This window comes from Nonomuraea sp. NPDC050328 (assembly GCF_044459405.1).
In the GTDB taxonomy this organism is placed as follows: domain Bacteria; phylum Actinomycetota; class Actinomycetes; order Streptosporangiales; family Streptosporangiaceae; genus Nonomuraea.
Window position 1 is genome coordinate 201741 of the sequence record NZ_JBITIW010000013.1, and the last position, 24154, is coordinate 225894.

Annotated in this window: 21 protein-coding genes; 3 read left to right on the forward strand and 18 right to left on the reverse strand. The window is 71.5% G+C overall.

The genetic code is table 11. The features are described from left to right. The first annotated feature begins 4 nt into the window (after positions 1-4). The gene (locus ACIBG7_RS37540) at positions 5-454 is read left to right on the forward strand and encodes a hypothetical protein (protein ID WP_397339318.1); all 450 of its coding nucleotides are present in this window, start codon (positions 5-7) and stop codon (positions 452-454) included. Positions 455-504: 50 nt separating this feature from the next. On the opposite strand, the gene whiA is transcribed toward ACIBG7_RS37540, so the two are convergent. From whiA to uvrA, 8 genes are all read right to left on the reverse strand, one after another. Continuing rightward, positions 505-1485 carry a DNA-binding protein WhiA gene (whiA, locus tag ACIBG7_RS37545; RefSeq protein WP_357931354.1) on the reverse strand — a complete coding sequence of 327 codons (981 nt, stop codon included), beginning with the start codon at positions 1483-1485 and terminating at the stop codon, positions 505-507. Between the two features lie 84 nt (positions 1486-1569). Then, positions 1570-2505: a uridine diphosphate-N-acetylglucosamine-binding protein YvcK gene (gene yvcK / locus ACIBG7_RS37550; RefSeq protein WP_357931708.1), complete on the reverse strand. Its 936-nt coding sequence runs from the start codon at positions 2503-2505 to the stop codon at positions 1570-1572. 608 nt (positions 2506-3113) lie between these two features. Then, entirely contained in the window at positions 3114-3977 is an 864-nt protein-coding gene (rapZ, locus tag ACIBG7_RS37555) for an RNase adapter RapZ (RefSeq protein ID WP_357931353.1), read from the reverse strand. A gap of 20 nt (positions 3978-3997) precedes the next feature. Further along, on the reverse strand, positions 3998-5908 hold the full coding sequence (gene uvrC, locus ACIBG7_RS37560; RefSeq protein WP_357931350.1) for an excinuclease ABC subunit UvrC: 1911 nt from the start codon (positions 5906-5908) through the stop codon (positions 3998-4000). Between the two features lie 32 nt (positions 5909-5940). Next, positions 5941-6435, reverse strand: coding sequence for a Rieske (2Fe-2S) protein (locus tag ACIBG7_RS37565; RefSeq protein WP_397339319.1), 495 nt, complete (start codon positions 6433-6435; stop codon positions 5941-5943). A gap of 31 nt (positions 6436-6466) precedes the next feature. Further along, a complete protein-coding gene (locus tag ACIBG7_RS37570) occupies positions 6467-6931 on the reverse strand; it encodes a Rieske (2Fe-2S) protein (RefSeq protein WP_397339320.1) in 465 nt (154 codons plus the stop codon). Between the two features lie 117 nt (positions 6932-7048). Next, entirely contained in the window at positions 7049-7474 is a 426-nt protein-coding gene (locus ACIBG7_RS37575) for a Rieske (2Fe-2S) protein (protein WP_357931343.1), read from the reverse strand. 167 nt (positions 7475-7641) lie between these two features. Further along, complete coding sequence (gene uvrA, locus ACIBG7_RS37580) at positions 7642-10482, reverse strand: excinuclease ABC subunit UvrA (protein WP_357931340.1); 2841 nt, start codon at positions 10480-10482, stop codon at positions 7642-7644. Between the two features lie 219 nt (positions 10483-10701). On the opposite strand from uvrA, the gene ACIBG7_RS37585 reads away from it, so the two are divergent. Beyond that, complete coding sequence (locus ACIBG7_RS37585) at positions 10702-11490, forward strand: maleylpyruvate isomerase family mycothiol-dependent enzyme (protein ID WP_397339322.1); 789 nt, start codon at positions 10702-10704, stop codon at positions 11488-11490. 10 nt (positions 11491-11500) lie between these two features. Further along, the gene (locus ACIBG7_RS37590; RefSeq protein ID WP_357931336.1) at positions 11501-12142 is read left to right on the forward strand and encodes an MBL fold metallo-hydrolase; all 642 of its coding nucleotides are present in this window, start codon (positions 11501-11503) and stop codon (positions 12140-12142) included. Positions 12143-12293: 151 nt separating this feature from the next. On the opposite strand, the gene ACIBG7_RS37595 is transcribed toward ACIBG7_RS37590, so the two are convergent. The 10 genes from ACIBG7_RS37595 to recN form a co-directional block, all read right to left on the reverse strand. Continuing rightward, positions 12294-12548: a hypothetical protein gene (locus tag ACIBG7_RS37595; RefSeq protein WP_397339324.1), complete on the reverse strand. Its 255-nt coding sequence runs from the start codon at positions 12546-12548 to the stop codon at positions 12294-12296. An 85-nt stretch (positions 12549-12633) separates the two neighbouring features. Continuing rightward, the gene (locus ACIBG7_RS37600; RefSeq protein WP_357931334.1) at positions 12634-13455 is read right to left on the reverse strand and encodes a CDP-alcohol phosphatidyltransferase family protein; all 822 of its coding nucleotides are present in this window, start codon (positions 13453-13455) and stop codon (positions 12634-12636) included. Next, positions 13442-14083 carry a phosphatidylserine decarboxylase gene (locus tag ACIBG7_RS37605; RefSeq protein WP_357931331.1) on the reverse strand — a complete coding sequence of 214 codons (642 nt, stop codon included), beginning with the start codon at positions 14081-14083 and terminating at the stop codon, positions 13442-13444. The genes ACIBG7_RS37600 and ACIBG7_RS37605 overlap by 14 nt, the downstream gene beginning before the upstream one ends. A 98-nt stretch (positions 14084-14181) precedes the next feature. Continuing rightward, positions 14182-15153 carry a TerC family protein gene (locus ACIBG7_RS37610; RefSeq protein WP_397339325.1) on the reverse strand — a complete coding sequence of 324 codons (972 nt, stop codon included), beginning with the start codon at positions 15151-15153 and terminating at the stop codon, positions 14182-14184. Positions 15154-15880: 727 nt separating this feature from the next. Continuing rightward, positions 15881-17290 (reverse strand): glycosyltransferase, encoded by a 1410-nt coding sequence (locus ACIBG7_RS37615; protein ID WP_397339326.1) that lies wholly within the window; start codon positions 17288-17290, stop codon positions 15881-15883. 220 nt (positions 17291-17510) lie between these two features. Continuing rightward, positions 17511-19220, reverse strand: coding sequence for a murein biosynthesis integral membrane protein MurJ (murJ, locus tag ACIBG7_RS37620; RefSeq protein WP_397339327.1), 1710 nt, complete (start codon positions 19218-19220; stop codon positions 17511-17513). A gap of 88 nt (positions 19221-19308) precedes the next feature. Further along, the gene (locus tag ACIBG7_RS37625) at positions 19309-20148 is read right to left on the reverse strand and encodes a hypothetical protein (RefSeq protein WP_357931319.1); all 840 of its coding nucleotides are present in this window, start codon (positions 20146-20148) and stop codon (positions 19309-19311) included. A 2-nt stretch (positions 20149-20150) separates the two neighbouring features. Next, positions 20151-21116 carry a copper transporter gene (locus tag ACIBG7_RS37630; RefSeq protein WP_357931317.1) on the reverse strand — a complete coding sequence of 322 codons (966 nt, stop codon included), beginning with the start codon at positions 21114-21116 and terminating at the stop codon, positions 20151-20153. Then, positions 21113-22309 (reverse strand): putative cytokinetic ring protein SteA, encoded by a 1197-nt coding sequence (gene steA, locus ACIBG7_RS37635; protein ID WP_357931314.1) that lies wholly within the window; start codon positions 22307-22309, stop codon positions 21113-21115. The genes ACIBG7_RS37630 and steA overlap by 4 nt, the downstream gene beginning before the upstream one ends. Positions 22310-22401: 92 nt before the next feature. After that, on the reverse strand, positions 22402-24111 hold the full coding sequence (recN, locus tag ACIBG7_RS37640) for a DNA repair protein RecN (RefSeq protein WP_357931311.1): 1710 nt from the start codon (positions 24109-24111) through the stop codon (positions 22402-22404). Positions 24112-24154: the final 43 nt, after the last annotated feature.

Below are 24154 nucleotides of genomic sequence, written 5' to 3' on the forward strand. Positions count from 1 at the left end.
TCCCATGTCGACCACCCCCTCGCGGCTGGTTCCCGGCCTGCTCGTCGCCCTCGTCGCGGCCTTGCTCGGCGCGGCCGGATGCGTGGCGCTCATGGCCCTCACCGTGCACGGGTACGGCCTGGCCTACCTGACCGCCGGCGCCCTCACCGGGCTCGCCGTGGCGGCGCTGAAGCCCGCCAGCCGGGCTCTGCCCTACCTCGCCGGGCTCTTCACCCTGCTCGCCGGGCCGGTCGTCCACCTGGCGGGGACCAGCCTCGGCCTCGTCGTGGCCTACGCGCGCAACGGGAGCGAGCTCGGGTTCGGGGAGGCGCTCGACGACCTCCTCGCCTACGGCTTGCTGAAGGTGTGGCCGATGACGCAGGGGTTCTGGGTGCTCGCCGCGCTCACCACCTTCGTGCTCGTCCGGCTGAAGGTCACCGAGATGCGGCGCACCGCCGTACAACCCGCTTCATAGCAGTACGGCCGGGCCGCCCCGTGACGGGGTGGCCCGGCCGCAGCCACGACTCACTGAGCCAGCATCTCCGCCGTGAGGTTCGCCTCGGTGTTGGGGATGCCCAGGTCGGAGGCGCGCTTGTCGGCCATGGCGAGCAGCCGCCGGATCCGGCCGGCGATGGCGTCCTTGGTCAGCGGCGGGTCGGCGAGCTGGCCGAGCTCCTCCAGCGACGCCTGCTTGTGCTCCACGCGCAGCCGCCCGGCGGTGACCAGGTGCTCGGGCGCGTCGTCGGCGAGGATCTCCAGCGCCCGCTGCACCCGCGCCCCGGCGGCCACGGCGGCACGTGCCGAGCGGCGCAGGTTGGCGTCGTCGAAGTTGGCCAGCCGGTTGGCGGTGGCGCGCACCTCGCGGCGCATCCGCCGCTCCTCCCAGGCCAGCACGCTGTCGTGCGCCCCCAACCGGGTGAGCAGCGCCGAGATGGCGTCGCCGTCCCGGACGACCACCCGGTCGACACCCCGCACCTCACGCGCCTTGGCGTGGATCTTCAGGCGCCGCGCCGCCCCCACGAGCGCGAGCGCCGCCTCGGGACCCGGGCAGGTGACCTCCAGCGACATGGACCGGCCCGGCTCGGTGAGCGAGCCGTGCGCCAGGAAAGCACCCCGCCACGCGGCCTCGGCGTCGCACGAGGCCCCCGACACGACCTGCCGGGGCAGGCCGCGCACCGGCCGCCCGTGGTTGTCGATCAGCCCGGTCTGCCGCGCCAGCGCCTCGCCGTCCTTGTAGACGCGCACCACGTAGCGCGAACCCTTGCGCAATCCGGCGGGCGCGAGCACCATCACCTCGGCCTTGTGCCCGAACACCTCGCCGATGTCCTTGATCAGCCTTCGCGCCGTCGCGTTGGTGTCAAGTTCGGCCTCTATCACGATCCGCCCGCCCACCAGGTGCAGCCCGCTAGCGAACCGCAACAGCGTGGACACCTCCGCCTTGCGGCAGCAAGGCTTCAGCACGGGCAGTCGGCTCAGCTCGTCCTTCACCACACCCGTCATCGCCATAAGCGTAAGTCCTCCCCCATTCAGACCGGCTCTCCAGCAGTCTCTCGCACCTTTGCTGCGCCCACGTCGGATCTCCGGCCAGGATCAACGCTGCTGGAGGAAAATCTCGTCCAGTACGGAGGCAAGGCGGCGTGCGTCGTGACGAGGTGACCCGTCTTCGGCGGCAACGTCTGACATGACCAGGCGTGCCCCCATAGTCGCGGCTGCCTTCTCCAGCGCGTCCTGGTCCTCGACGACGCCCGTGTCGGCCAGGACGACGTCGAGTGCCAGGTCGGGGGCGTGCTGCCGGAGCACGTCGAGGTGCTGCTGGGGGGAGAAGTCGTCGGTCTCGCCCGGCTGCGGCGCCAGGTTGAGCGTCACCAGCCGGCGGGCGGGGGTGTCGTGCAGCGCGCGGGCGAGTTCGGGGACCATCAGGTGCGGCAGGACGCTGGTGAACCAGCTTCCCGGGCCGAACACCACCCAGTCGGCCTCCAGGATCGCCTGGACGGCCTCGGGGCGGGCCGGCGGGTTCTCCGGCACCAGCGAGATCGACCGGACGCGGCCAGGGGTGAGCGCGCAGGCCACCTGGCCCCGGACCGTTCCGATCCGGCCGTCGAGATCGACCTCGGCGACGATGTCGAGCGGCACCGACGCCATCGGCAACACCCTGCCGTGCGCGCCCAGCAGCCGTCCCACCCAGTCGAGGCCCGCCACCGGGTCGCCGAGCAGCTCCCACAGCGCCACGATCAGCAGGTTGCCGACCGCGTGGCCGTGCAGGCCGCCCTCGCTCCTGAACCGGTGCTGGACCACCTCGCTCCAGGTGGAGCCCCACTCGTCGTCGCCGCACAGCGCGGCCAGCGCCATCCGCAGGTCACCCGGGGGCAGCACGCCCAGCTCGCGGCGGAGCCGGCCGCTCGATCCGCCGTCGTCTGCCACCGTCACCACGGCGGTCAGGTCGCCGGTGACGGCTCTCAGCGCCGACAGCGAGGCGTACAGGCCGTGGCCGCCGCCGAGCGCGACCACCTTCGGCCCGCCGCTCATCCGCCCGCGGCCGCCGTCCCAGACCTCCCCCACTTCACCGACCCGTCCCTCCACCGACTTGCGCTGTGCCACCCCGCCTGCCCCGACCGTGGCCCGATCAACCGGCCCACCCTCATAAACCTCCTCGGCACCGCCGTACGCCCCTTCACCGAGCGCAGCAAACAGCCGTGTCGAGGTGACGGGCGACTCGCCTGTGAGCGCCCGCGATCCGGTGGTGGGGGGCGGCTCGGCAGAGGGATGCCGCGAGGCGGTGGCAGGCCCCAGGGTGGTCGCGGGCCCCAAGGTGGTGGCGGGCCCCGAGGTAGTCGCGGGCCTCGATGTGGTCGCGGGCCTCGATGTGGTCGCGGGTCCCGAGGTGGTCGTGGGCCCCGAGGCGGCGGGCCGCGACACCGTGACGGGGCGCGACGCCGTGACGGGGCGCGAGGGGGCGGGGGTTTCTGATGCGGGGAGAAGCCGTGCGGCGGGTGATGATCCTGTCCGGTCCCGACCACCTGGCAGCCGGTCCCCCGAACCACCCAGATCCCCGGCAAAACCACCGGTCAACAGGTACGGCGAGGCGGCCGGCTCGCCCACGGGGTCAGGGGCAGGCACGGCATGCGGTACGTGAGTCACTCGCGGCCCACATCCCGGTGCCCGACCTGAACCTCCATACCCCGGTCCCGAAGCCGCCCCGCGATCTGCTCGGCCATCGCGACGCTCCGGTGCTTGCCACCGGTACACCCGACCGCGAGGGTGGCGTAGCTCTTGCCCTCCCGCGCATACCCCGCGGCCACCACCCCCAGCACCTCTTCGTAGGCGTCGAGGAACTCCTTGGCCCCCCGCTGGTTGAGCACGTAGTCACGCACCGGCGAGTCGAGCCCGTTCATCGGCCGCAACTCCGGCACCCAGTGCGGGTTGGGCAGGAACCGGCAGTCGACCACCAGGTCGGCGTCGACCGGCAGGCCGTACTTGAACCCGAAGGACACCACGTTGACCCGCACCCCGGGCTTCTGCTCCCCGCCGAAGTAGGCGACGATCTTGCCGCGCAGCTCGTGCACGTTGAGCGCGGAGGTGTCGATGACGAGGTCGGCGTTGGCCCGGACCTCACGCAGGATGCCGCGCTCGCGGGCGATCCCGTCGACCAGCCGCCCCTCCCCCTGCAGGGGATGCGGCCGCCGGACGTTCTCGAACCGGCGCACCAGCTCCTCATCGCTGGCCTCCAGGAAGACCACGCGGACCGGCACGCCCCGCCCTTCGAGCTCCTCGATGGCGGCGTTGAGGTCGGTGGTGAAGGCGAGGCTGCGCACGTCGACGACGGCGGCCACCTTGTCCGCGGCGAGCTTGACGCGCCCGGCCTCCTCGGCCATGGCGAACAGCAGACCGGGCGGGAGGTTGTCGATGACGAACCAGCCGAGGTCCTCCAGGGCCTTGGCCGCCGTGCTCCGTCCCGCGCCGGACATGCCGGTGACGATGACGAACGCGGATTCGGTCACCGGACCAAGACTGGGCTCGGTCACTGCCTCTCCCCCTTCAGAGTCGACACGATCACCTCGGCGATCGCGGGGCCGATGCCCTGGACCTCGCAGATCTCGCTGACGCTGGCGTCACGCAGGCGCTTCACGGACCCGAAATGCCTGAGCAGTGCCTGCTTACGGGCGGGGCCGAGCCCGGGAACGCTGTCGAGCGCGCTCTCCTTGAGACTCTTGGCCCTCTTGGAACGATGGTATGTGATGGCGAAGCGATGCGCTTCGTCACGGACTCGCTGCAGCAAGTAGAGGCCCTCGCTGGAGCGCGGCATGATGACCGGCTGGTCCTCGCCGGGCAGCCAGACCTCCTCGAGCCGTTTGGCCAGGCCGCAGACGGCCACGTCGTCGATGCCGAGCTCGTCGAGCGCTCGCTGGGCGGCGGTGGCCTGGGCGAGGGCGCCGTCGACGACGACCAGGTTGGGCGGGTAGGCGAACTTGCGCGGCCGGCCGGTCTCGGGATCGATCGGCCCGCTGGGCCCCTCGTCGTCGGCGGCGGTGATCTCGCCGGTCGCCGAGCGTTCCTCCAGGTAGCGCTTGAAGCGGCGCTGGATGACCTCGTAGATCGAGGCGACGTCGCCTTCCTTGGACCGGACCGCGAAGCGCCGGTACTCGCTCTTGCGCGCCAGCCCGTCCTCGAAGACGACCATGGAGGCGACGACGTTCTCGCCCTGCAGGTGGGAGACGTCGTAGCACTCGATGCGCAGCGGCGCCTGGTCGAGCTCGAGCGCCTCGGCGATCTCCTGGAGCGCGACGCTGCGCGTGGTCAGGTCGCTCGCCCGGCGCACCTTGTGCTGGGCGAGCGACTCCTTGGCGTTGCGCTCGACGGTCTCCATGAGCGACTTCTTGTCGCCGCGTTGCGGCACGCGCACCTCGACGCGGCTGCCGCGCTGCTCGGCCAGGAGTTCGGTGACCGCCTCCACGTCGGGCGGCAGCGAGGGCACGAGCACCTCGCGCGGGATCTCGGCCTCGGCGTAGATCTGCAGCAGGAAGTGCTCGACCAGCTCGCCGGGCGTGGTCTCCTCGACCTTGTCGACCACCCATCCCCGCTGCCCGCGGATGCGCCCGCCGCGCACGTAGAAGACCTGGATGGCGGCTTCGAGCTGGTCCTCGGCCAGCGCGATGACATCGGCGTCGGTGGCTTCGGCCAGCACCACGGCCTGCTTCTCCAGCGCGCGCTGGAGCGCCTGGATGTCGTCGCGCAGCCGGGCGGCGCGTTCGTACTCCTGCTCCGCGGCGGCCTCGCGCATCTGCTTCTCCAGCCGCTTGATGAAGCGGCCGGTGTTGCCCGCCATGAAGTCGCAGAACTCGTCGGCCAGCTCGCGGTGCTCGGCTTCGGAGACGCGGCCGACGCACGGCGCCGAGCACTTGTCGATGTAGCCCAGCAGGCACGGCCGCCCGATCTGGCCCGCGCGCTTGAAGACGCCGGAGCTGCAGGTGCGCACCGGGAAGACGCGCAGCAGCAGGTCGACGGTCTCGCGGATGGCCCAGGCGTGGGAGTAGGGGCCGAAGTAGCGGTTGCCCTTGCGCCGGGCGCCGCGCATGACCTGGACGCGCGGATACTCCTCGCTCATCGTGACCGCGAGGTAGGGGTAGGACTTGTCGTCGCGGTACTTCACGTTGAAGCGCGGGTCGAACTCCTTGATCCAGGAGTATTCGAGCTGCAGCGCCTCGACTTCGGTGCCCACCACCGTCCAGTCCACGGAGGCGGCGGTGGTGAGCATCGTCTGCGTGCGCGGGTGGAGCGCCGCGAAGTCGGCGAAGTAGGAGTTGAGCCGCTGGCGCAGGCTCTTGGCCTTGCCGACGTAGATCACACGCGAGCCCGCGTCCCGGAACCGGTAGACCCCCGGCGAGTCGGGAATGGAGCCCGGTTTGGGGCGGAAACTCAAGGTGCTTGCCACGCCCTGAAGCCTAGCGGCCCCCACCGACGGAATCAGGCGAGCGAGATCGTATCCCCCTCGACCTTGATCGCCTGCTCGGGCAGCGGCTTGGTGGCCGGTCCGCCCTTCACCGAGCCGTCGGCGATGCTGAACCTGCTGTTGTGGCACGGGCAGACGATCGTGCCGTCGGTGACGCTGCCGACCGCGCAGCCCTGGTGGGTGCACATGGCGCTGAAGCACTTGAACTCGCCCGCCGTGGGCTGGGTGACGACGACCTTCTTGTCCTTGAAGATCGTGCCGCCGCCGACCGGGACCTCCGCGGTCGTGGTCAGCGCATCGGCCCCGCCGGCCGGCGACGAGGCCGGGGCCGAGGCAGGGGCCGAGGCAGGGGTCGAGGCGGCGGCCGACTCCGGGGCGGAGGCCGGCGCGGACGAGGCCGGGGCCGCGCCCGTCCCGCCGTCGGCTCCGCACGCGGCGAGCGTGACCGCCAGTCCGCCCGCGCCCACGCCCGCGATCAGGGCCCTGCGTGTGTGTAGTTCCTCTCGCATGCGGTCAGCCAACCGCACAGCGATGAGAGATTCATGAAAGCGTGATGGTGTCTCCCTCAACTTTGATCTTCTTTTCCGGCAGCGGCTCGGACGCGGGCCCGTTCGCGACCGAGCCGTCGGCGATGTCGAACTTGCTCCCGTGGCACGGGCAGTTGATCGTGCCGCCGGACACGCTGCCGACCGTGCAGCCCTGGTGGGTGCACACGGCGCTGAAACACTTGAACTCACCGGCCGTCGGCTGCGTCACGACGACCTTGGCGTCCTTGAAGATCTTGCCGCCGCCCTCGGGGATGTCGCCCGCCGAGGCCAGCGCCTTGCCCTTGGAGCCGCCGCCCTTGCCCTGGGGCTTGGGCGCCTTGGTCTCGCCGGCGCCGCCGTCCTCGACCTGGGCGCTGGTATCGGCCTGCTGGCCGTACCCGGAGCAGGCGGTGAGCACCGCCGCCAGCCCTGCTCCGCTCGCTCCCAGCACCACCGCGCGGCGCGTCTTGTCAGCCATGATCCGGTCCTCCCAGGTTCGCCGTCATCTTCGGGTACGGCTCGCGCCGTCACGCCGGTTCAGCGTGCAGCACCCGGATCGCAGCGAACAGGGAAAAATACCGGCTCGGCGGCGGACCTAGATGATGACGAGGCCGTCGCCCTCGACCTTGAGCGGGAACGTGGCCAGGGGCGCGTCGGCGGGCCCCTTCAGGCAGGCGCCGGTCGTGGCGTCGAACTCGCTGCCGTGGCACGGGCAGGTCATCTTGCCGTCCTTGGGCCGGCCCACCGCGCAGCCCTTGTGCGGGCAGGCCGCGCTGAACGCCTTGTAGACCCCCGCCGACGGCTGGGTGATCACGATCTTCCACTTCTGGATGACCATACCGCCGCCCACCGGCACGTCGGCCGTCTTGGCGATCACCTTGCCCTTGATGCCCGGCGCCGGTCCGGTCGCCCGCGCGTCCCCGCCGCACCCGGCGAGCGCCAGCCCGCAGGCCGCGACGCCGGCTGCTCCCAGCACCTCGCGCCGCCCGACTCCGGGCACGCCGGAACCGCTCTCTGCCATGTCCCCTCCACAGTCCCCGTTGCCTGTTCCAGGCAGGAGCTTTGCCGTGCTTTCAACTGTAGTGAGCCCCCCTGCCGGTCCCCCAACCAGGACCCCGGCGGGCGGGCATGCGAAAGGCGTGGCCCCGGCGCGGGATCACCCCGTGCCGGGCCACGCCCGATCCGCCGCTAGACCGAGAGGATCTTGCGCAGGAACCGCCCGGTGTGGGACTCCTCGACCAGCGCGACCTCCTCCGGCGTGCCGGTCGCCAGGACCGTGCCGCCGCGGGAGCCGCCCTCGGGGCCCATGTCGATCAGCCAGTCGGCCGTCTTGATCACGTCGAGGTTGTGCTCGATGACGATCACCGTGTTGCCGCCGTCGACCAGCCGCCCGAGCACGCCGAGCAGGCGCCGGATGTCCTCGAAGTGCAGGCCGGTGGTCGGCTCGTCGAGCACGTAGATGGTCCGGCCGGTCTGCCGCCGCTGGAGCTCGGAGGCGAGCTTGACGCGCTGTGCCTCGCCGCCGGACAGCGTGGTGGCCGGCTGGCCGAGCCGTACGTAGCCCAGGCCCACGTCGTTGAGCGTCTGCAGGTGGCGCTTGATCGCCGGGATGGCGTCGAAGAAGTGCAGCGCCTCCTCGATCGGCATGTCCAGCACCTCGGAGATGGTCTTGCCCTTGTAGTGGACCTCCAGGGTCTCCCGGTTGTACCGGGCGCCATGGCAGACCTCGCAGGGGACGTAGACGTCCGGCAGGAAGTTCATCTCGATCTTGATGGTGCCGTCGCCGGAGCACGCCTCGCAGCGCCCGCCCTTGACGTTGAAGCTGAAGCGCCCGGGCTGGTAGCCGCGGACCTTCGCCTCGGTGGTGGCCGCGAACAGCTTGCGGACGTGGTCGAAGACGCCGGTGTAGGTCGCCGGGTTGGACCGCGGGGTGCGCCCGATCGGCGACTGGTCGACGTGCACCACCTTGTCGACCTGGTCGATGCCGGTCACCCGCGAGTGCCGGCCGGGCACCGTGCGGGCGCCGTTGAGCTCCTTGGCCAGCGCGTTGTAGAGGATGTCGTTGACCAGGGTGGACTTGCCCGACCCGGACACGCCGGTGACGGCGGTGAACACGCCCAGCGGGAAGTCGACGTCGACGCCCTTGAGGTTGTGCTCGCGCGCGCCCTTGACGGTGATCTGCCGCTTCTTGTTGCGCGGCCGCCGGATCTGCGGCACCGCGATCTCGCGCCGGCCCGAGAGGTACTGGCCGGTCAGCGACTCCTCGCTGGACAGCAGGTCCTGGACCGTGCCGGAGACGACGACCTGGCCGCCGTGCTCGCCGGCGCCCGGGCCGATGTCCACGACCCAGTCGGCCGCGCCGATGGTGTCCTCGTCGTGCTCGACGACGATGAGCGTGTTGCCCATGTCGCGCAGCCGGATGAGGGTGTCGAGCAGCCGCATGTTGTCGCGCTGGTGCAGCCCGATGGAGGGCTCGTCCAGCACGTACAGCACGCCGACCAGGCCGGAGCCGATCTGCGTGGCCAGCCGGATGCGCTGCGCCTCGCCGCCGGCGAGGGTGCCGGCCGCGCGGTCCATGGTCAGGTAGTCGAGGCCGACGTCGAGCAGGAAGCCCATGCGGGCGTTGATCTCCTTGACCACCCGCTCGGCGATCTGCATGTCACGGTCGGACAGCCGCAGCTCGGCCAGGAAGGTGGCGCACTCGCCGATCGACATGCCGGAGACGTCGGCGATGGACTTGCCGTCGACGGTGACCGCGAGCGAGACCGGCTTGAGGCGCTTGCCCTGGCAGGCCGGGCACGGCACCTCGCGCATGTAGCCCTCGAAGCGCTCGCGCGAGGCGTCGCTCTCGGCCTCGGCGTGACGGCGCTGGACCCAGGCGATGACGCCCTCGTAGGTCGTGTAGTAGCTGCGCTGCCTGCCGTACCGGTTGGAGTAGCGGACGTGGACCTGCTCGTCGTGCCCGTACAGCAGCGACTTCTGGGCCTTCTTCGGCAGCTTCTCCCACGGGGTGTCGAGGTTGAAGCCCATGGTCAGGCCGAGCGCCTCGATCAGCCGGCCGAAGTACTCGCTGGTGTGGCCGCCGGCCCACGGGTGCAGCGCGCCGTCGCCGAGCGTCTTCTCCGGGTCGGGCACGACGAGGTCGGGGTCGACCTCCATCTTGGTGCCGAGACCGGTGCACTCCGGGCAGGCGCCGAAGGGCGAGTTGAAGGAGAACGAGCGCGGCTCCAGCTCCTCGAACGACAGGTCGTCGTAGGGGCAGTAGAGGTGCTCGGAGTAGAAGCGCTCGCGGCCCGGGTCGTCTTCGGGCAGGTCGACGAACTCCAGCGTGATGGTGCCGCCGGACAGCTGCAGCGCGGTCTCGACCGAGTCGTTGAGCCGCCGCTGCGAGGCCGCCTTGACCGAGAGCCGGTCGACGATCACCTCGATGGTGTGCTTCTCGTACTTCTTCAGCGTGGGCGGCTCCTCCAGCCGCACCACCACGCCGTCGACGCGCGCCCGGGCGAAGCCCTTGGTCTGCAGCTCGCGGAAGAGCTCGCCGTACTCGCCCTTGCGCTCGCGGATGACCGGCGCGAGCACCTGGAAGCGGGTGCCCTCGGGCAGCTCCATCACCCGGTCGACGATCTGCTGCGGCGTCTGCCGCGCGATCGGCCGGTGACAGACCGGGCAGTGCGGCTTGCCGATGCGCGCCCACAGCAGCCGCAGGTAGTCGTAGACCTCGGTGATGGTGCCGACGGTCGAGCGGGGGTTGCGGCTGGTGGACTTCTGGTCGATCGAGACCGCGGGCGACAGGCCCTCGATGAAGTCGACGTCCGGCTTGTCCATCTGGCCCAGGAACTGGCGGGCGTAGGAGGACAACGACTCCACGTAGCGCCGCTGACCCTCGGCGAAGATCGTGTCGAAGGCCAGGCTCGACTTGCCCGAGCCGGACAGGCCGGTGAAAACGATCAGAGAGTCTCGCGGAAGGTCAAGCGAGACGTCTTTGAGGTTGTGCTCTCGTGCACCACGCACGATCAAGCGGTCTGCCACGGCGATCCCGGATCAACTAGAGAGTGGATAGGTCCACGGGGAGCATAGGTGGGGGGTCCGACAATTTTCGGCGGCGCCGGCCGGCGCGGGCTCGGGGACACCGGAAAACAGCCGCCCCTCCAGGTTACGGCCTTCCCGGCGACGACGGCCGCCCTTCCGTTTCACAACCCCGCGAGCTGGGCTTTTATGCCCGAGGCCGGGATGCGGCAGGATCGGCGCATGACCCTCATCGACGACTTCGCCGCCGAGCTGGCGACGGCGACCGGGCGGCTGCTGGACACCGCGGCCCGGCTCACCGACGCCGACCTGGCGGCCGCCTCGCCGCTGCCCGGCTGGACGCGCGGCCACGTGGTGACCCATCTGTCGCGCAACGCCGACAGCCTGGTCCGGCTGCTGACCTGGGCCCGTACCGGCGTCCGCACGCCGCAGTACCCGTCGGTGGCGGCGCGCAACGCCGACATCGAGGCGGGCGCGGTACGGCAGGCGGAGCGGCAACTGCCCGACCTGCGCGACAGTGCCGCCCGGCTGGCCGGGGAGATCGCCGCCCTGCCCGCCGAGGCGTGGTCCCGCCCGGTCGCCGAGCCTTCGCATCCCGCCTGGTACGTCGTGGTGCGCCGGCTGCGCGAGGTGTACGTGCACCATGTGGACCTGGACTTCGGGTACGGCCCGGCGGACTGGCCGGAGGTCTTCCTGACGCGGGAACTGCACGACATCCGGGCGGTGTGGCCGGTCGCGGAGAGCACCATCAGCGGCGTGCGCTTCCTCGACGGCGCGGCCCCGGCGGCCTGGACGGGGCTGGGCGAGGGGCCGGTCGTCCAGGGGCGGCGCCACGCCATCCTGGCCTGGCTCATCGGCCGATCCGGGGGCGAAGGCGTTACCGTGGTGGCCGAGCAGGGACCCGGCGAGACCGTGCCGGCCGAGGGACCCGGCGAGCCGCCCGCGGCCCCGCCCTGGCCCAACACGAGCCCGGCCGGACTGCCTGCCGTACCGCCCCGGCACTACCCGTGAAGGAGATCCCATGACTTACACCGGTGACGTCCAGGTCGGCGGCCCCGCCGACGTCCGTGAGCTGCCCGGGCTGACGATCTCCAAGCTGGCGGTCGGCCCCTGGGAGAACAACGCCTACCTGCTCCGCTGTACGGCGAGCGGCGAGCAGTTGCTGATCGACGCCGCCAACGAGGCCGACCGGCTGCTGGCCCTCCTCGGCGACCAGCCGCTGGCCACCATCGTCACCACCCACCAGCACGGCGACCACTGGCAGGCGCTGGAGCAGGTGGCCAAGGTGACCGGCGCGCGCACCGTCGCCCACCCCCTCGACGCGCCCGTCCTGCCCGTCCAGCCCGACGTGCTGGTCGAGCACGGCGACACCGTCAAGGTCGGCGAGGTCGTCCTGGAGGTGATCCACCTGCGCGGCCACACCCCCGGCTCGATCGCCCTGCACCACGACGGGCACCTGTTCACCGGCGACTCGCTCTTCCCCGGCGGCGTCGGCAACACCAACAAGGACCCGGACCGCTTCACCCAGCTCTACACCGACGTCGTCGAGCGCCTCTTCGACCGCCTCCCCGACGACACCTGGTTCTACCCCGGCCACGGCAAGGACTCCACCCTCGGCACCGAACGCCCCAATCTCCCCGAATGGCAGTCCCGCGGCTGGTAACCGCTCATGAAGAAGGGCTGGGTGTGAACCACCACCCAGCCCCGCAGACCTCCCCGAACCCCGGGCCCCTTGAACCAATGCGGCGAGCACCCCCGCACCGGGAAATGCCCCTGCACGCCGGCCAACCCCTTACGGCGCCCCCACCCAGTCCTCACCGAAACAACCGCACGATCCGTCCAGCCGCCCCCACCGGATCATCAGCCAGCCCCAGAACCTCCCCCCAAGACCACCGATAGAACCACCCATCCGACAGGGCCACACAATCCACCGTCTCACTCAACACGGCCACCTCAGGGTCACTGACCCGCAACGCCGGCGGATCGGCCCGCAACGTGGCTTCCAGCCCCCGCGCCCGCACCTCATCAGCCAACCGCCCCAGAAAATACGTCCGGGTGTGCTCACGCATGAGTCCATAAAAGCCGATGGCCGGGGAAATGTCCCCGGCCATCGGCGAAGCAATCAGGCGAGCAACCGCAATCAGGCGAGCGACGTCAGACCCCGACGTTCTCCCGCTTCTTCTCCCGCTTGTAGAACAGCATCCGCAGCGGAATCACCGCCACCAGCGCGATCTGCATCGCTCCACCCACCTTGATCGGCAGGTCGCCGCCCTCAGGGAAGGCCACCCAGAAGGTGAGGAAGGCGACGTTCACCAGGATCCACCCCAGCACCACGGCCAGAAGCTGACCCTTCGGCTTGGGGTACTCGATCCGGCTGACCATCAGCCAGGCCACCCCGAGCAGCGCCGCCAGCACCAGGTAGCTGGGCGTGGTGAAGAGCATGACCAGCGAGATGACCGTCATGGCGCCCATCGGGATGGGCAGGCCCATGAAGTCGCCGCTCTTGGTCTTGACGCAGGCGAAGCGGGCGAGCCGTACGACGCCCGCGAGCAGGACGGCGCCGGCGGTCAGCAGGACCGCCCAGAGGGCGACCTTGTCCGGCCGCGCGCTGCCCCAGATGACGATCATGAAGGCCGGCGCGAAGCCGAAGCTGATGACGTCGGCCAGGTTGTCGAGTTCGGCGCCCATGGCCGAGGCGCGGAAGCGCCGCGCGACCAGGCCGTCGAACAGGTCACAGGTGGCGCCGATGAGCAGCAGGACCACCGCGGTCGCGAAGAAGCGCGGCTGGACCTCCAGCTTGCCTCCGCTCGACAGCGACTGGATCACCGCTGTGGCGAGCACGCACACCGACAGGAACCCGCACAGGGCGTTGCCCAGCGAGAGCGAGTCGGCCGCCGACAGCCGGAAGGCCTTGCCGACCGGTCCGCGCTGCTCTTCTTCGGCCTCTTGCCAGCTTCCTGCGTCAGCCGCGGTCAATTCTGGTCACCCCCGCAACCGTCTTCTCTCCGACGGAGACCGCCGGGGAGATGCCTTCGGGAAGGTAGATGTCGACGCGCGAGCCGAACCTGATCAGCCCGATCCGGTCGGCCCTGGCCACCTTGGCGCCTGCCGTCAGGTAGGGCACGATCCTGCGCGCCACCGCGCCCGCGATCTGCACCATCTCGATGTCGCCGAGGGCGGTCTCGAAATGCCACACCACGCGCTCGTTCTGGTCACTGTCCTTGTTGAACGCCGGCAGGAACCCACCCGCCACATGCTCCACGGAAGTGACCGTGCCCGCAAGGGGAGCCCGGTTGACGTGCACGTTCAGCGGGCTCATGAAGATGGCGACGCGGGTGCGGCCGTCCGGCCACGGGTCGATGCTCTGCACGACGCCGTCAGCGGGCGAGAGCACCCGCCCCTCGCCCGGCTCGCGCTCCGGGTCGCGGAAGAACCAGAGCATGCCTCCGGTCAGCGCGGTCAGCGGCACCGCCGCCAGCGCCCAACGCCGGTCACGGCGCGTGAGCAGCGCAGTCGCGGTCGCCGCGGCGACCGTCGGGAGGAACCACGGAGTGACGCCGCGCGCGAGGCGGACGCGGCTGGTCTTGGCAGAATCGACTGACACGGACAACCTTTGGTGGTGACAACGGACTGGCGCTTTGCCGTGATGTTACCTGTGACACGGCAGGACCAGATAAGCAAAGCGCCTCGGAAGCCGTTGCGCTAGATCTGCTTCGCGGGGCTTTCCTTGCCCTTACGCAGATCGCTTCTGGCCTTGAGCAGACTGGCGACAGTGGTGATGACCATCGTGGCGCCGATGACCGACAGCGACACCGAGATCGGGATCTCCGGCGCCCAGGAGACGTGGCTGGCGTGCAGCGCCTCCATGACCAGCTTAACCCCGATGAAGGCGAGGATGAACGCGAGACCGTAGCTGATGTAGACCAGCCGCTCCAGCAGCCCGCCCAGCAGGAAGTAGAGCTGACGCAGTCCCATCAGGGCGAACGCGTTGGCGGTGAAGACGATGAACGGGTCCTTCGTCAGCCCGAAGATGGCCGGGATGGAGTCGAGCGCGAACAGCAGGTCGGTGGTGCCGATCGCGACCATCACGATGAGCATCGGGGTGACCATGCGCTTGCCGTCGATCTTGACGGTGATCTTGGTGCCGACGTAGCTGTTCGTGGTGGGGAAGGCCCGGCGCACCCAGCGCAGCAGCGCGTTCTCCTTGAACTCCTCCTCCTCGCCCTTCATGTGCCCGCGCACGATGTTGTAGGCGGTGTAGAGGAGGAAGGCGCCGAAGACGTAGAACAGCCAGCTGAAGCGGGTCAGCGCGGCGGCGCCGAGCGCGATGAAGATGCCGCGCATCACCAGCGCCAGCATGATGCCGACCAGCAGCACCTTGTGCTGGTAGGCGCGGGGGACGGCGAACCTGCTCATGATGATGAAGAAGATGAACAGGTTGTCGACGCTCAGGGAGTATTCGGTGATGTACCCGGCGAAGAACTCACCCGCTTTGGCGCTGCCCTCCGTCACCCAGAGGAGGATGCCGAAGGCGATCGCGAGGACGACGTAGAAGGAGACCCAGAAGCTCGCCTGCTTCATGGAGAACTCTCTGGCCTCACCCCGGTCGACGATCCACAAGTCGACGGCGATGACCACCAGCAATCCCGCGATGACGGCGATCCATGCCCACATAGGTACGACCACGTTCAACAACCTTCCGGCGCGCATGACAGACAGCCGGAGGTCTCTCCCGCCAGCGAAACAGGCGCGGACCGGCAGCCCCGGGGGCCCGGTGTCGCCGGGCTTGACCGTGATGACGAGGCTGCCGCGAAGGGATACTCCCCTCCCTAACCCAAGCAGTATAGAGGAACGCCTGGCCGCCCCCCTCTCTTCCCAGCCCCGGCGACCGCTTCCGGACACCCGCCCGTTCGGTGCGCCGCACCTCCTCTAGACGCCCCTTTTCCCGAGCCCACCTCACCTCCGCCCCGCCCCAGCCTGGCCACACCGGCCTCGGCGCCCTCAGCGGCCACTTGCGTGCCGACCGAACATTCGTCCGCCGATTCCTCTGCACACAAAGTTGGCCACCAGCTCGGGCACCGCCCTGTCGCGCCTTTCGGAGGGGGTCCGCCGACCGTGGAAGGGCCCGTGGGTGGCGGGCCGGCAGTGAGCGGCTCACCCGGACGACCCGGCGCGGCCCACCCACACCTCCGGCGCCCTGACCAGCTCACTCGCCGGACACCTGGAGCACCGCCGCAGCGACGCCGGGATCAGGCCACCTCGCCGCACGCGTGCCGCGCTGCCGGGGTCAGGCCACCTCGCCGCACGCGTGCCGCGCCGCCGGGGTCAGGCCACCTCGCCGCACGCGTGCCGCGCCGCCGGGGTCAGGTCACCTCGCCGTAAGCGTGCCGCGCCGCCTGGGTCAGGTCACCTCGCCGTACGCCTGCAGCGCCGCGGCCACTGCTGCGGCGTCGTCGGGCAGCTCGCGGCCGCGTGCCGCGGCCGCCGCCGCCAGCCGCTCGCCGTCCTTCAGAGCTTCGAGTACGGCGGTGCGCATCGCCTGGGCGTCGCCGTACGGCACCAGCAGCCCCGCTCCGCCCATCAGCGCCGGGATCCCGCCCACCTCGGTGGCCACCACCGGACGCCCCGCCTTCAGCGCCTCGCTCAGGCTGAGCGGCTGGCCCTCCCACCGGCTGGCCCAGAGCACCACATCGGCCGCGGCCAGCAGGTCGGGGATGTCCTGGCGCGCACCGATGAGCGAGACGGGCAGCTTCTCCCGGTCGATCCGCTCCTGCAGCACGCCCCGCAACGGCCCCTCCCCGGCGACCACGAAGAGCGGCTCGACCCCTGGCGGCCAGGGGCCTGCGGCTACGTCGAGGAGCAGTTCCAGCCCCTTCTGCTGCGCCAGCCGTCCCACAGTGAGCACCACCGCCCGCCCACCGGCCCCACCTTCGCCCTGCCAGGCAGCCACCTCGTCACCCACACGTTCAGGGGCGCCCTCAGCGGTGTACGGCTGAGCCCTGCTGTCCGTCTGAGCCCGCCTGTCCGTGGAGCTCGGCTGAGCCCGGCCGACAGCGGGGTCGCGGCTGTCCGGCAGCGCGTGGCTCGGATCCGGGTGGCTGGGATCCGAGTGGCTGGGATCCGAGTGGCTGGGATCCGAGTGGCTGAGATCCGAGTGGCTGAGATCCGAGTGGCTGAGATCCGAGTGGCTGAGATCCGAGTGGACGGACGGTTCGGCCTCCTCGGTTGGCCGGGGAACTGCGGTGGCGCGGGGCAGGGAGGTCGCGGCGGTGGCTTCGAGTTCGGCTCGGACCTCCGCGCGGGGGCGGGTCGGGGGACGGAGGGCGGGGGCCGGGACGACGGCGGCGGCGACCCGGCGGGCGCCGAGGGCGGTCATGCGCGCTTCCAGGTCGGGCGAGACGCCCAGCACCAGGTCCGCCCGGCGGGCCACAACCCGCTCCAGCACCCCGTACACGGCTCCGATCGCACCCCCGGCAGTGAGGGCGTTGTGGAGGGTGACCACCAGCGGCACCCCGGAGGGACGGGCCAGCCCGGCCAACGCACCGGCACGCAGGCCGTGGGCGTGGACCAGGTCCGCCTCCCGGACGATCCGCCGCAGCGCCGCGAGGGTCCGGAGGTCGTTGACCGGGTGGGGCCGGTCGGAGATGGCGACCTCGGCGAAACGGGCGCCCACCTGGGAGTACCCGTAGGCCTCCTCGGTGCTGCGCGGCCCCGCGACCACCACCTGGATGCCACGCCGTACCAGCCCCTCGGCCAGCATGCGGACGTGCGTGCCGGTGCCGCCCGCGCTGGTGCCGACCACGAACACCACCCGCCGGACGTTGGGCGCTCCCCCAGGAACCCCGGCCGCCCTCGTACGGTCACCAGCCTCCGTCGTCCTGCGGTCACCAGCCTCCGTCCTCTGGGGGGAATCAGTCACCGTCGCCGGCGGGTCGCCGGCCGTCCCCTTGAGGTCGCCCGCCACCCCTTGAGGGTCGCCGGCCCCGCTCCGAGAGCCACCCGTTTCCTTCCCCGAGTCGCCCGTCACCGCTTCACCCATCCGTGCCTCCCACTCCACCATCTCCCGTCCCGGCGGCCGGCGGCCGGGCCGCGCTCTGTGCAGCCTCCCGATCCGAGGGCTCGGCAGGTGGGCCGCCGCGGGGCAGGAGGCGGTGGAGGGCGGAGCGGACGTCGGCCCGGTCGAGCAGGAAGGCGACCCCGAGGAAAAGCCCCGCCGACACCACGCCCACCAGCAAGGCGACCGCGACACTCCCCCAAACCCCCAGCCCGCCCAACGGCCACGCCACCGCGAACCCCCCGGCGAACCCCGCCACCAGCCCGGCCACCGAAGCGGCCAGCGCCCGGCCGAACCCGCCGAGAGCCGCGGGGCCGTGCGCGGACCGGACGGCCAGGCAGATCAAGACCCCGCCCACGGTCATGCCCAGGCTGCTGCCCAGCCCGAGCGCCCCCACCACGTACTCCCGGGAGGCGCCCAGGGCCAGCAGCGGTTGCGCGACGACGGTGACGACCCAGCCGGTCACGGTGGCGGTAGCCGCGGCGCGCCCGTGGCCGGACGAGTACAGGACCCGGCCCAGGTGGTAAAGCAGCCCGTACCCCACCAGACCGGGAGCGAAGAGCGCGACCGCCCACGCCATCATCTCCGGCGTCGCCCCACCGTCGTCGGACATGAACACCCGCGACACCGGGATCGCCACCGCGGCCATCACCCCGGCGGCCAGCCCCGACAGCAGCAGCACCGCCCGCGTGGTCGTGGCCGCCAGGAGCGAGAAGCCGGGCTTGTCGCCGAGAGCGGCCTTGGTGGAGAGCGCGGGAAAGGCACTGGTGCCGATGGGCACGGCGAGCACCGCGTAAGGCAACTGGAACAACGCCCACGCGTAGTTGTAGACCGGCACCGCACCCTCCCCGGCCTGCTCGTTGGCCAGCCGGATGGCGACGATCAACGCCACCTGCTGCGCGATGAGCACGGCCAGCCCGGCCACGCCGAGCCGCCGGGCCTCGACGGCCACGCCGGGCGGGAAGCGGAAGGTGGGCCGCCAGCGCAGCCCCAGCCGCCGGACCGGCCCGAGCACGGTCACGACCATGGCCGCGGCGGCGATGGTCGCCCCCAGCGACAGGGTGAGCTCGCCCGCCTTGGTCAGCGCCCTCAGGTCCGTCTGGGCACCCGAGGCGACCGGCAGGAAGGCCAGGTAGGAGCCGATGATCAGCAGGCTCGACACCAGCGGCGCGAGCGCGGGCCCGAGGAAGCGCCGGTGCGCCTGGAGCACGCCGTACAACACGACCGCCAGCCCGAAGAAGAGCATGCGCGGTGCGAAGACCCGCAACATCTCCACGCCGACGGCGACCACCACATCGGTCTCGCACTTCGGCACCGAGGGCCCGGTCAGCAGCCGCACGATCGGTTCGGCGAACACCGCGATGAGCACGGTCAGCGGCAGCAGCACCACGGTGACCCAGGTCAGCAACGCGGAAGCGGTCCGCCCGGCCTCCGTGCGCCGGGCGGGGTCAGCCGCGGCGGCGGACAGGACGGGCACCACCATGCCCGCCAGTGCCCCGCCCGCGACCAGCTCGAAGACGATGTTGGGGACGTAGTTGGCGGTGCTGTAGGCGGTGTTGAGGCAGCCGTTCTCCAGCGTCACCGACTGCACGAGGTAGCGGCCGAAGCCCACAACCCGCGCGACCATGGTGATCAGCGCGATGAGGACGGCGGCTCCCGCCACCCCTCGCAGCGCCCGCGCCGCCATCACCGTCCCCCTCGCCCCGTTCGATCAAGCCGGACAGCATCCTGGCAGAAGCCACCGACAACCCCGGCCTCGCCCGCTCCGGCGGGAGTCAGGCGCGGCGGCCGAGCAGGTCGATCCGGTTGAGCACCCGGTTGCCCGCGATCACCTTGGTGAAGCTGATCTTCTCCGAGGCCGCCGTGAGCGCCACGACCGTCCCGAGCAGCACCAGGCGTCCCGGCCGGCCGAGCTGGGTGGCCGCGGCCAGCCCCAGCAGCGCGCCGAGCGCGTTCGCCCCGCCGTCGCCCAGCATGGCCCGCTCGCCGAGGTCCTCCGGCAGCAGCGCCGCCGCGGCGCCGAGCGGGACCGAGGCCAGCACGGCGGCGGCCGGCCGGTCCCGCAGCACCGAGAGCGCCAGCAGCGGCCCGCCGGTGAGCAGCCCGACCTTGATCGCCCGGCCGGGCCGCAGGTCGAAGAGGTTGGCCAGGTTCGCGCTGCCCGCGACGAGCGCCCCGTTGACCAGGCTGTCGACCGGCCCGCGCGAGACCAGCGCGGCGGCGGCCAGTCCGGTGGCCCCGATGCCGAGGATCTTCACCGCTCCGCTGGTGACCTCGCCCTTGGCCAGCGCGCCGAGATGGCCCTTGAAGCCCTTGGAGGCCGTCGTGCCGTACAGGTCGTCGTAGCAGCCCAGCGCCCCGCTGCCGCCCGCGGCCAGCAGGCCGGCCAGCCGTACCCGGCCGGGCAGCCCCGGCGCGGCCAGCACGCCGGTGGCGGCGCCGGCGACCAGAGCGGGGCCTTCGAGCAGCGTGAGCTGCTCGCCGCGGTGGTTGGTGCGGTTCCAGACGCTGTCCTTGCCCTCGCGGCGGGTGGCGAAGGTGTAGGCGGCCCGCGCGGCGGCGGCGCCGATCGCGGCGCCGGCCAGGGCGCACAGCAGCGTGGAGGCTCGGGACACGGTCAGCTCCCTGAGGAGGTGGGGGTCGGGGTGGCGGTCGGGGCGACGACCGGCGGCTGGAAGCCGGAGGCGCCGGTGCCGACGCCGTACTGGCCCGCGCCGCCCGCCTGCTGTTCCTGGAGAGCGTAGACGACCACGATCCGGCCTGCGGGCAGATCGGGGGTGTCCACGGTGGAGACGGTGCGGGCGGCGTCGCCGTCGCGGACCGCGGCCAGCACACCGCCGGTGGCGGTGGCGGTGATCGTCGCGGTGACGACGGTGCCGCGTCCGGCCTGGTCGAGTCCGGCGGCCAGCGCGACCAGGCCGTCGGCCTGGAGTTCGGCGTTGTCGCCCTTGAAGACGGTCTCGGGCGCGAACAGCACGGCGAGGCTCGCGCGGGCGGTCAGGTCCTGCTCGACGGAGATGAGCCCGGCGGTCTCGAAGGCGCTGATCACGGTGTCGCCGACCGGTGCGGGCGGCTCCTCGCCGCCCTGCGTCATCAGCGCGCCGCCGAGCACCGCCGCCGCCTTCTCGTACGGCGTAGCCGTGGCCGGGAAGGTGGTGGCGACCGGCTTGAGCTGCGCGGAGAGCTGGTCGAGCAACGTCGACTTGGGGTCGAGGTAGCGCTCGGCGATCGAGATGCGCCCCACGACCTTGGCCCCGGCCTCCTCCAGCACCGCCTGCTGCTGCTCACGCAGGGACGCGGTCGACCCGGGCGTCTCGACCAGCACCACGTTCTGCCCGGTCAGCCCGCCGGCGACGAGCTGCCCGGTCATGGCGGTGACGAAGGAGTCGTTGCCGGTCTCGCGGCGGCGCAGCTCGTCGAGCTGGGTGCGCAGCTCCTGCTTCTCGGTCGTCAGTTGCTCGCTCAGCTTCTCGGCGGCGTCGAGGGCCGGGTCCTGGAGCAGCGTGGTGCCCAGCAGGATGCCGGTCGCCAGGGCCAGGAAGATGGCGACGATGGAGACGAGGTGATAGCGGAAATCGATCACGAGAAGAGTCCGACCAGCCAGAAGATGAAGCCGTTCCAGAAGTCCTGCAGGCCGTTCAGCCACGTCTGGCCCAGCGGGGAGACGCCCAGGGAGACCCCCATGGTGACCAGTGCGGCCAGGACCAGGAGGATCAGGGACGACCAGGAGATCCTGCTGCGGTACAGCAGGCTGACGCCCTTGGGCTCGATGAGTTTGCTGCCCACCCGCAGGCGGGTGAGCCAGGTGCTGGCCATGCCGGAGCGCCCCTTGTCGAGGAACTCCTCCAGCGTCCAGTGGGTGCCGACCGCGACCATCAGCTCGGCGCCCTTGTCGTCGGCCAGCAGCATCGCGATGTCCTCGCTGGTGCCGATGGCCGGGAAGATGATCGCCTCGCGGCCGAGCTGGTGCACGCGCTCCAGGCCGGGCGCGCGCCCGTCGCGGTAGGCGTGCACGATGAGCTCGGCGCCGCTGGTCAGGGCCTTGGTGGAGACCGAGTCGAAGTCGCCGATGATGATGTCGGGCAGGTAGCCCGCCTCCAGCAGCGCGTCGGCGCCGCCGTCGACGCCGATGAGCACCGGGCGGAACTCGCGGATGTAGGGGCGCAGCATCGCCAGGTCTTCGCGGTAGTGGTGCCCGCGGACCACGATCAGGACGTGCCGGCCCTCGACGGGCGTCCTGATCGCGGGCACGCTGACGCCGTCGATGAGGAGCTTGCCCTCACCCCGGACGAATTCCATGGTGTTGACGGCGAAGGCCTCGATCTGTACCGACAGCCCGGCGCGGGCCTCGGCCATGGCGGCCTCGACGCTCTCCCCGGTCTGGACGTCGCCCTTGCCGAGCAGGTCGTCCTCACGGTAGAGCACGCCCTCGTGCAGGCGGACGACGTCGCCGTCCTTCACCCGCTCGAACAGCTCGGGGGTGGCGTTGTCGACGAACGGCACGCCCGCCTCGAGCAGGATCTGTGGACCTTGGTTCGGGTATCGGCCACTGATGCCGGAGGCCACGTTCACCACGGCCGCCGCGCCACACGCCACCAGGGCCTCCGCGCTGACCCGGTCGACGTCGACGTGATCAATGATCGCGATCTCGCCGGACTTGAGGCGCTTGGTCAGCCTCTTGGTCCGGCGATCGACTCTCGCCACTGCCGTCAGCCCAGGAAGGTCGCCGACCTTCCTGCCGCGGAGGCCCGGAAATCTGTTCCCGGGTACCTTCATCAATGTCCATCCTGCCAGAGCTCAGCAGCCCGGGGGCCATGCACTGCGCGGCGTGTCTGTTATGTAACCCAGTGAAGCCGGCGGGCGAAAGGTCAACGGTCGGCTGCGGCCAATGCGAGCAATTCCTCGGCGTGCGCCCTGCCCAGCTCGGAATCTTCCAGTCCTGCCAGCATCCGGGACAGTTCGCGCACCCGGCTCTCGTGGTCGAGGGCGAGCACGCCGCTGCGCACCACGCTGCCGTCGCTCGACTTTTCGACGACGAGGTGCTGGTCGGCGAAGGCGGCCACCTGCGGCAGGTGGGTGACGACGATCACCTGGGCGGTCCGGGCCAGCCGGGCCAGGCGGCGGCCGATCTCGACCGCGGCCTTGCCGCCGACGCCCGCGTCGACCTCGTCGAAGACGAAGGTGGGCACCGGGTCCGCGCCGGCGAAGACCACCTCGATGGCCAGCATGACGCGCGACAGCTCGCCGCCGGAGGCGCCCTTGTGCAGGGGCAGCGGCGGCGCGGCGGGGTGGGCGGCCATGCGCAGCTCGACCTCGTCGACGCCGTCGGGGCCGAACTCCTCGCTCCGGGTGAGCACGACCACGACCCGGGCGTGCGGCATGGCCAGCGCGGTCAGCTCGGCGGTGACCGCGGCGCCGAAGCGCTCGGCGGCGGAGGTGCGGATGCGGGTGAGCTCGGCGGCCAGCTCGCCCAGCTTGGCGAGCAGGTCGGCGTGCTCGCGGGCCAGTTCCTCGATGCGGGTGTCGTCGCCCTCCAGTTCGGCCAGGCGCTGGGCGGCCTGTTCGGACCAGGCCAGCACGCCTTCCGCGGAGTCGCCGTACTTGCGGATCAGGCCGGTCAGCAGGGCGCGGCGCTCCTGCACGACGGCCAGCCGTACCGGATCGGCTTCGATCGACTCGGAGTAGGCGGCCAGGTCGGTGGCCACGTCGGAGATCAGGTAACCGGCCTCGGCCAGCCGTTCGGCCACCCCGGCGAGCGAGGGGTCGTAGTCGCGCACGGCCTCGATCGCCGCCCGCGCCTGGCCCAGCAGGGCGCTGACGTCGTGGGTGCCGCCGGAGGGGTCCATCGGGTCGCCGAGCAGCGCGCTGTGCGCGGTGGTGGCCGCGCTGCGCAAGGTGTCGGCGTGAGACAGGCGCTCCTCCTCCTCACGCAGCTCCACGTCCTCGCCCGGGCGGGGCGCGGCCTTCTCGATCTCGTCGAGGGAGAAGCGCAGCAGGTCGGCCTCCTGAGCGCGCTCGCGCGCCCGCGTGGTCAGCTCGTCGAGCTGCGCGGCGACCTGCTTGTGCCGCTTGTAGGCCTGGGTGTAGGCGCGCAGCGGCTTGACCAGGTCCTCCCCGGCGTAGCGGTCGAGCGCGGCGCGCTGGCGGGCGGCCTGGAGCAGGCGCTGCTGGTCCATCTGGCCGTGCACGGCGACCAGGTCGTCGGCCAGGTAGGTGAGCGTGCCGACCGGGACGGTGCGCCCGCCGAGCCAGGCGCGCGAGCGGCCCTCGGCGCTGACCGTGCGGGAGATGATCAGCTCGCCGTCCTCGATCGCGCCGCCGATGTCCTCGACCTGCTGGGCGACGCGGCCGCCGGCCTCGACGACCAGCGTGCCCTCCACGCTCGCGCGGTCGGCGCCCGGACGGATGCGCGAGGGATCGGCCCGGCCGCCGAACAGCAGCCCGAGGCCGGTCACGACCATCGTCTTGCCCGCACCCGTCTCACCGGTGACGACGTTGAAACCCGGCGAAAGCTGGAGCACGGCCTCGTCGATGACGCCGAGCCCCCGGATGCGGACTTCCTCGACCCTGGGTCGCACGCCCACTCCTGTCACTCCGAACACCTGTGCGCATGTGATCCTA

Bases quoted from the DNA above. Each gene is read 5' to 3' on its own strand.
- ACIBG7_RS37540 (WP_397339318.1), top strand. From the start codon at position 5: ATGTCGACCACCCCCTCGCGGCTGGTTCCCGGCCTGCTCGTCGCCCTC.
- whiA (WP_357931354.1), bottom strand. From the start codon at position 1,485: ATGGCGATGACGGGTGTGGTGAAGGACGAGCTGAGCCGACTGCCCGTG.
- yvcK (WP_357931708.1), bottom strand. From the start codon at position 2,505: ATGAGCGGCGGGCCGAAGGTGGTCGCGCTCGGCGGCGGCCACGGCCTG.
- ACIBG7_RS37565 (WP_397339319.1), bottom strand. From the start codon at position 6,435: ATGCGAGAGGAACTACACACACGCAGGGCCCTGATCGCGGGCGTGGGC.
- ACIBG7_RS37570 (WP_397339320.1), bottom strand. From the start codon at position 6,931: ATGGCTGACAAGACGCGCCGCGCGGTGGTGCTGGGAGCGAGCGGAGCA.
- ACIBG7_RS37575 (WP_357931343.1), bottom strand. From the start codon at position 7,474: ATGGCAGAGAGCGGTTCCGGCGTGCCCGGAGTCGGGCGGCGCGAGGTG.
- ACIBG7_RS37585 (WP_397339322.1), top strand. From the start codon at position 10,702: ATGACCCTCATCGACGACTTCGCCGCCGAGCTGGCGACGGCGACCGGG.
- ACIBG7_RS37590 (WP_357931336.1), top strand. From the start codon at position 11,501: ATGACTTACACCGGTGACGTCCAGGTCGGCGGCCCCGCCGACGTCCGT.
- ACIBG7_RS37595 (WP_397339324.1), bottom strand. From the start codon at position 12,548: ATGCGTGAGCACACCCGGACGTATTTTCTGGGGCGGTTGGCTGATGAG.
- ACIBG7_RS37610 (WP_397339325.1), bottom strand. From the start codon at position 15,153: ATGTGGGCATGGATCGCCGTCATCGCGGGATTGCTGGTGGTCATCGCC.
- murJ (WP_397339327.1), bottom strand. From the start codon at position 19,220: ATGGCGGCGCGGGCGCTGCGAGGGGTGGCGGGAGCCGCCGTCCTCATC.
- steA (WP_357931314.1), bottom strand. From the start codon at position 22,309: ATGAAGGTACCCGGGAACAGATTTCCGGGCCTCCGCGGCAGGAAGGTC.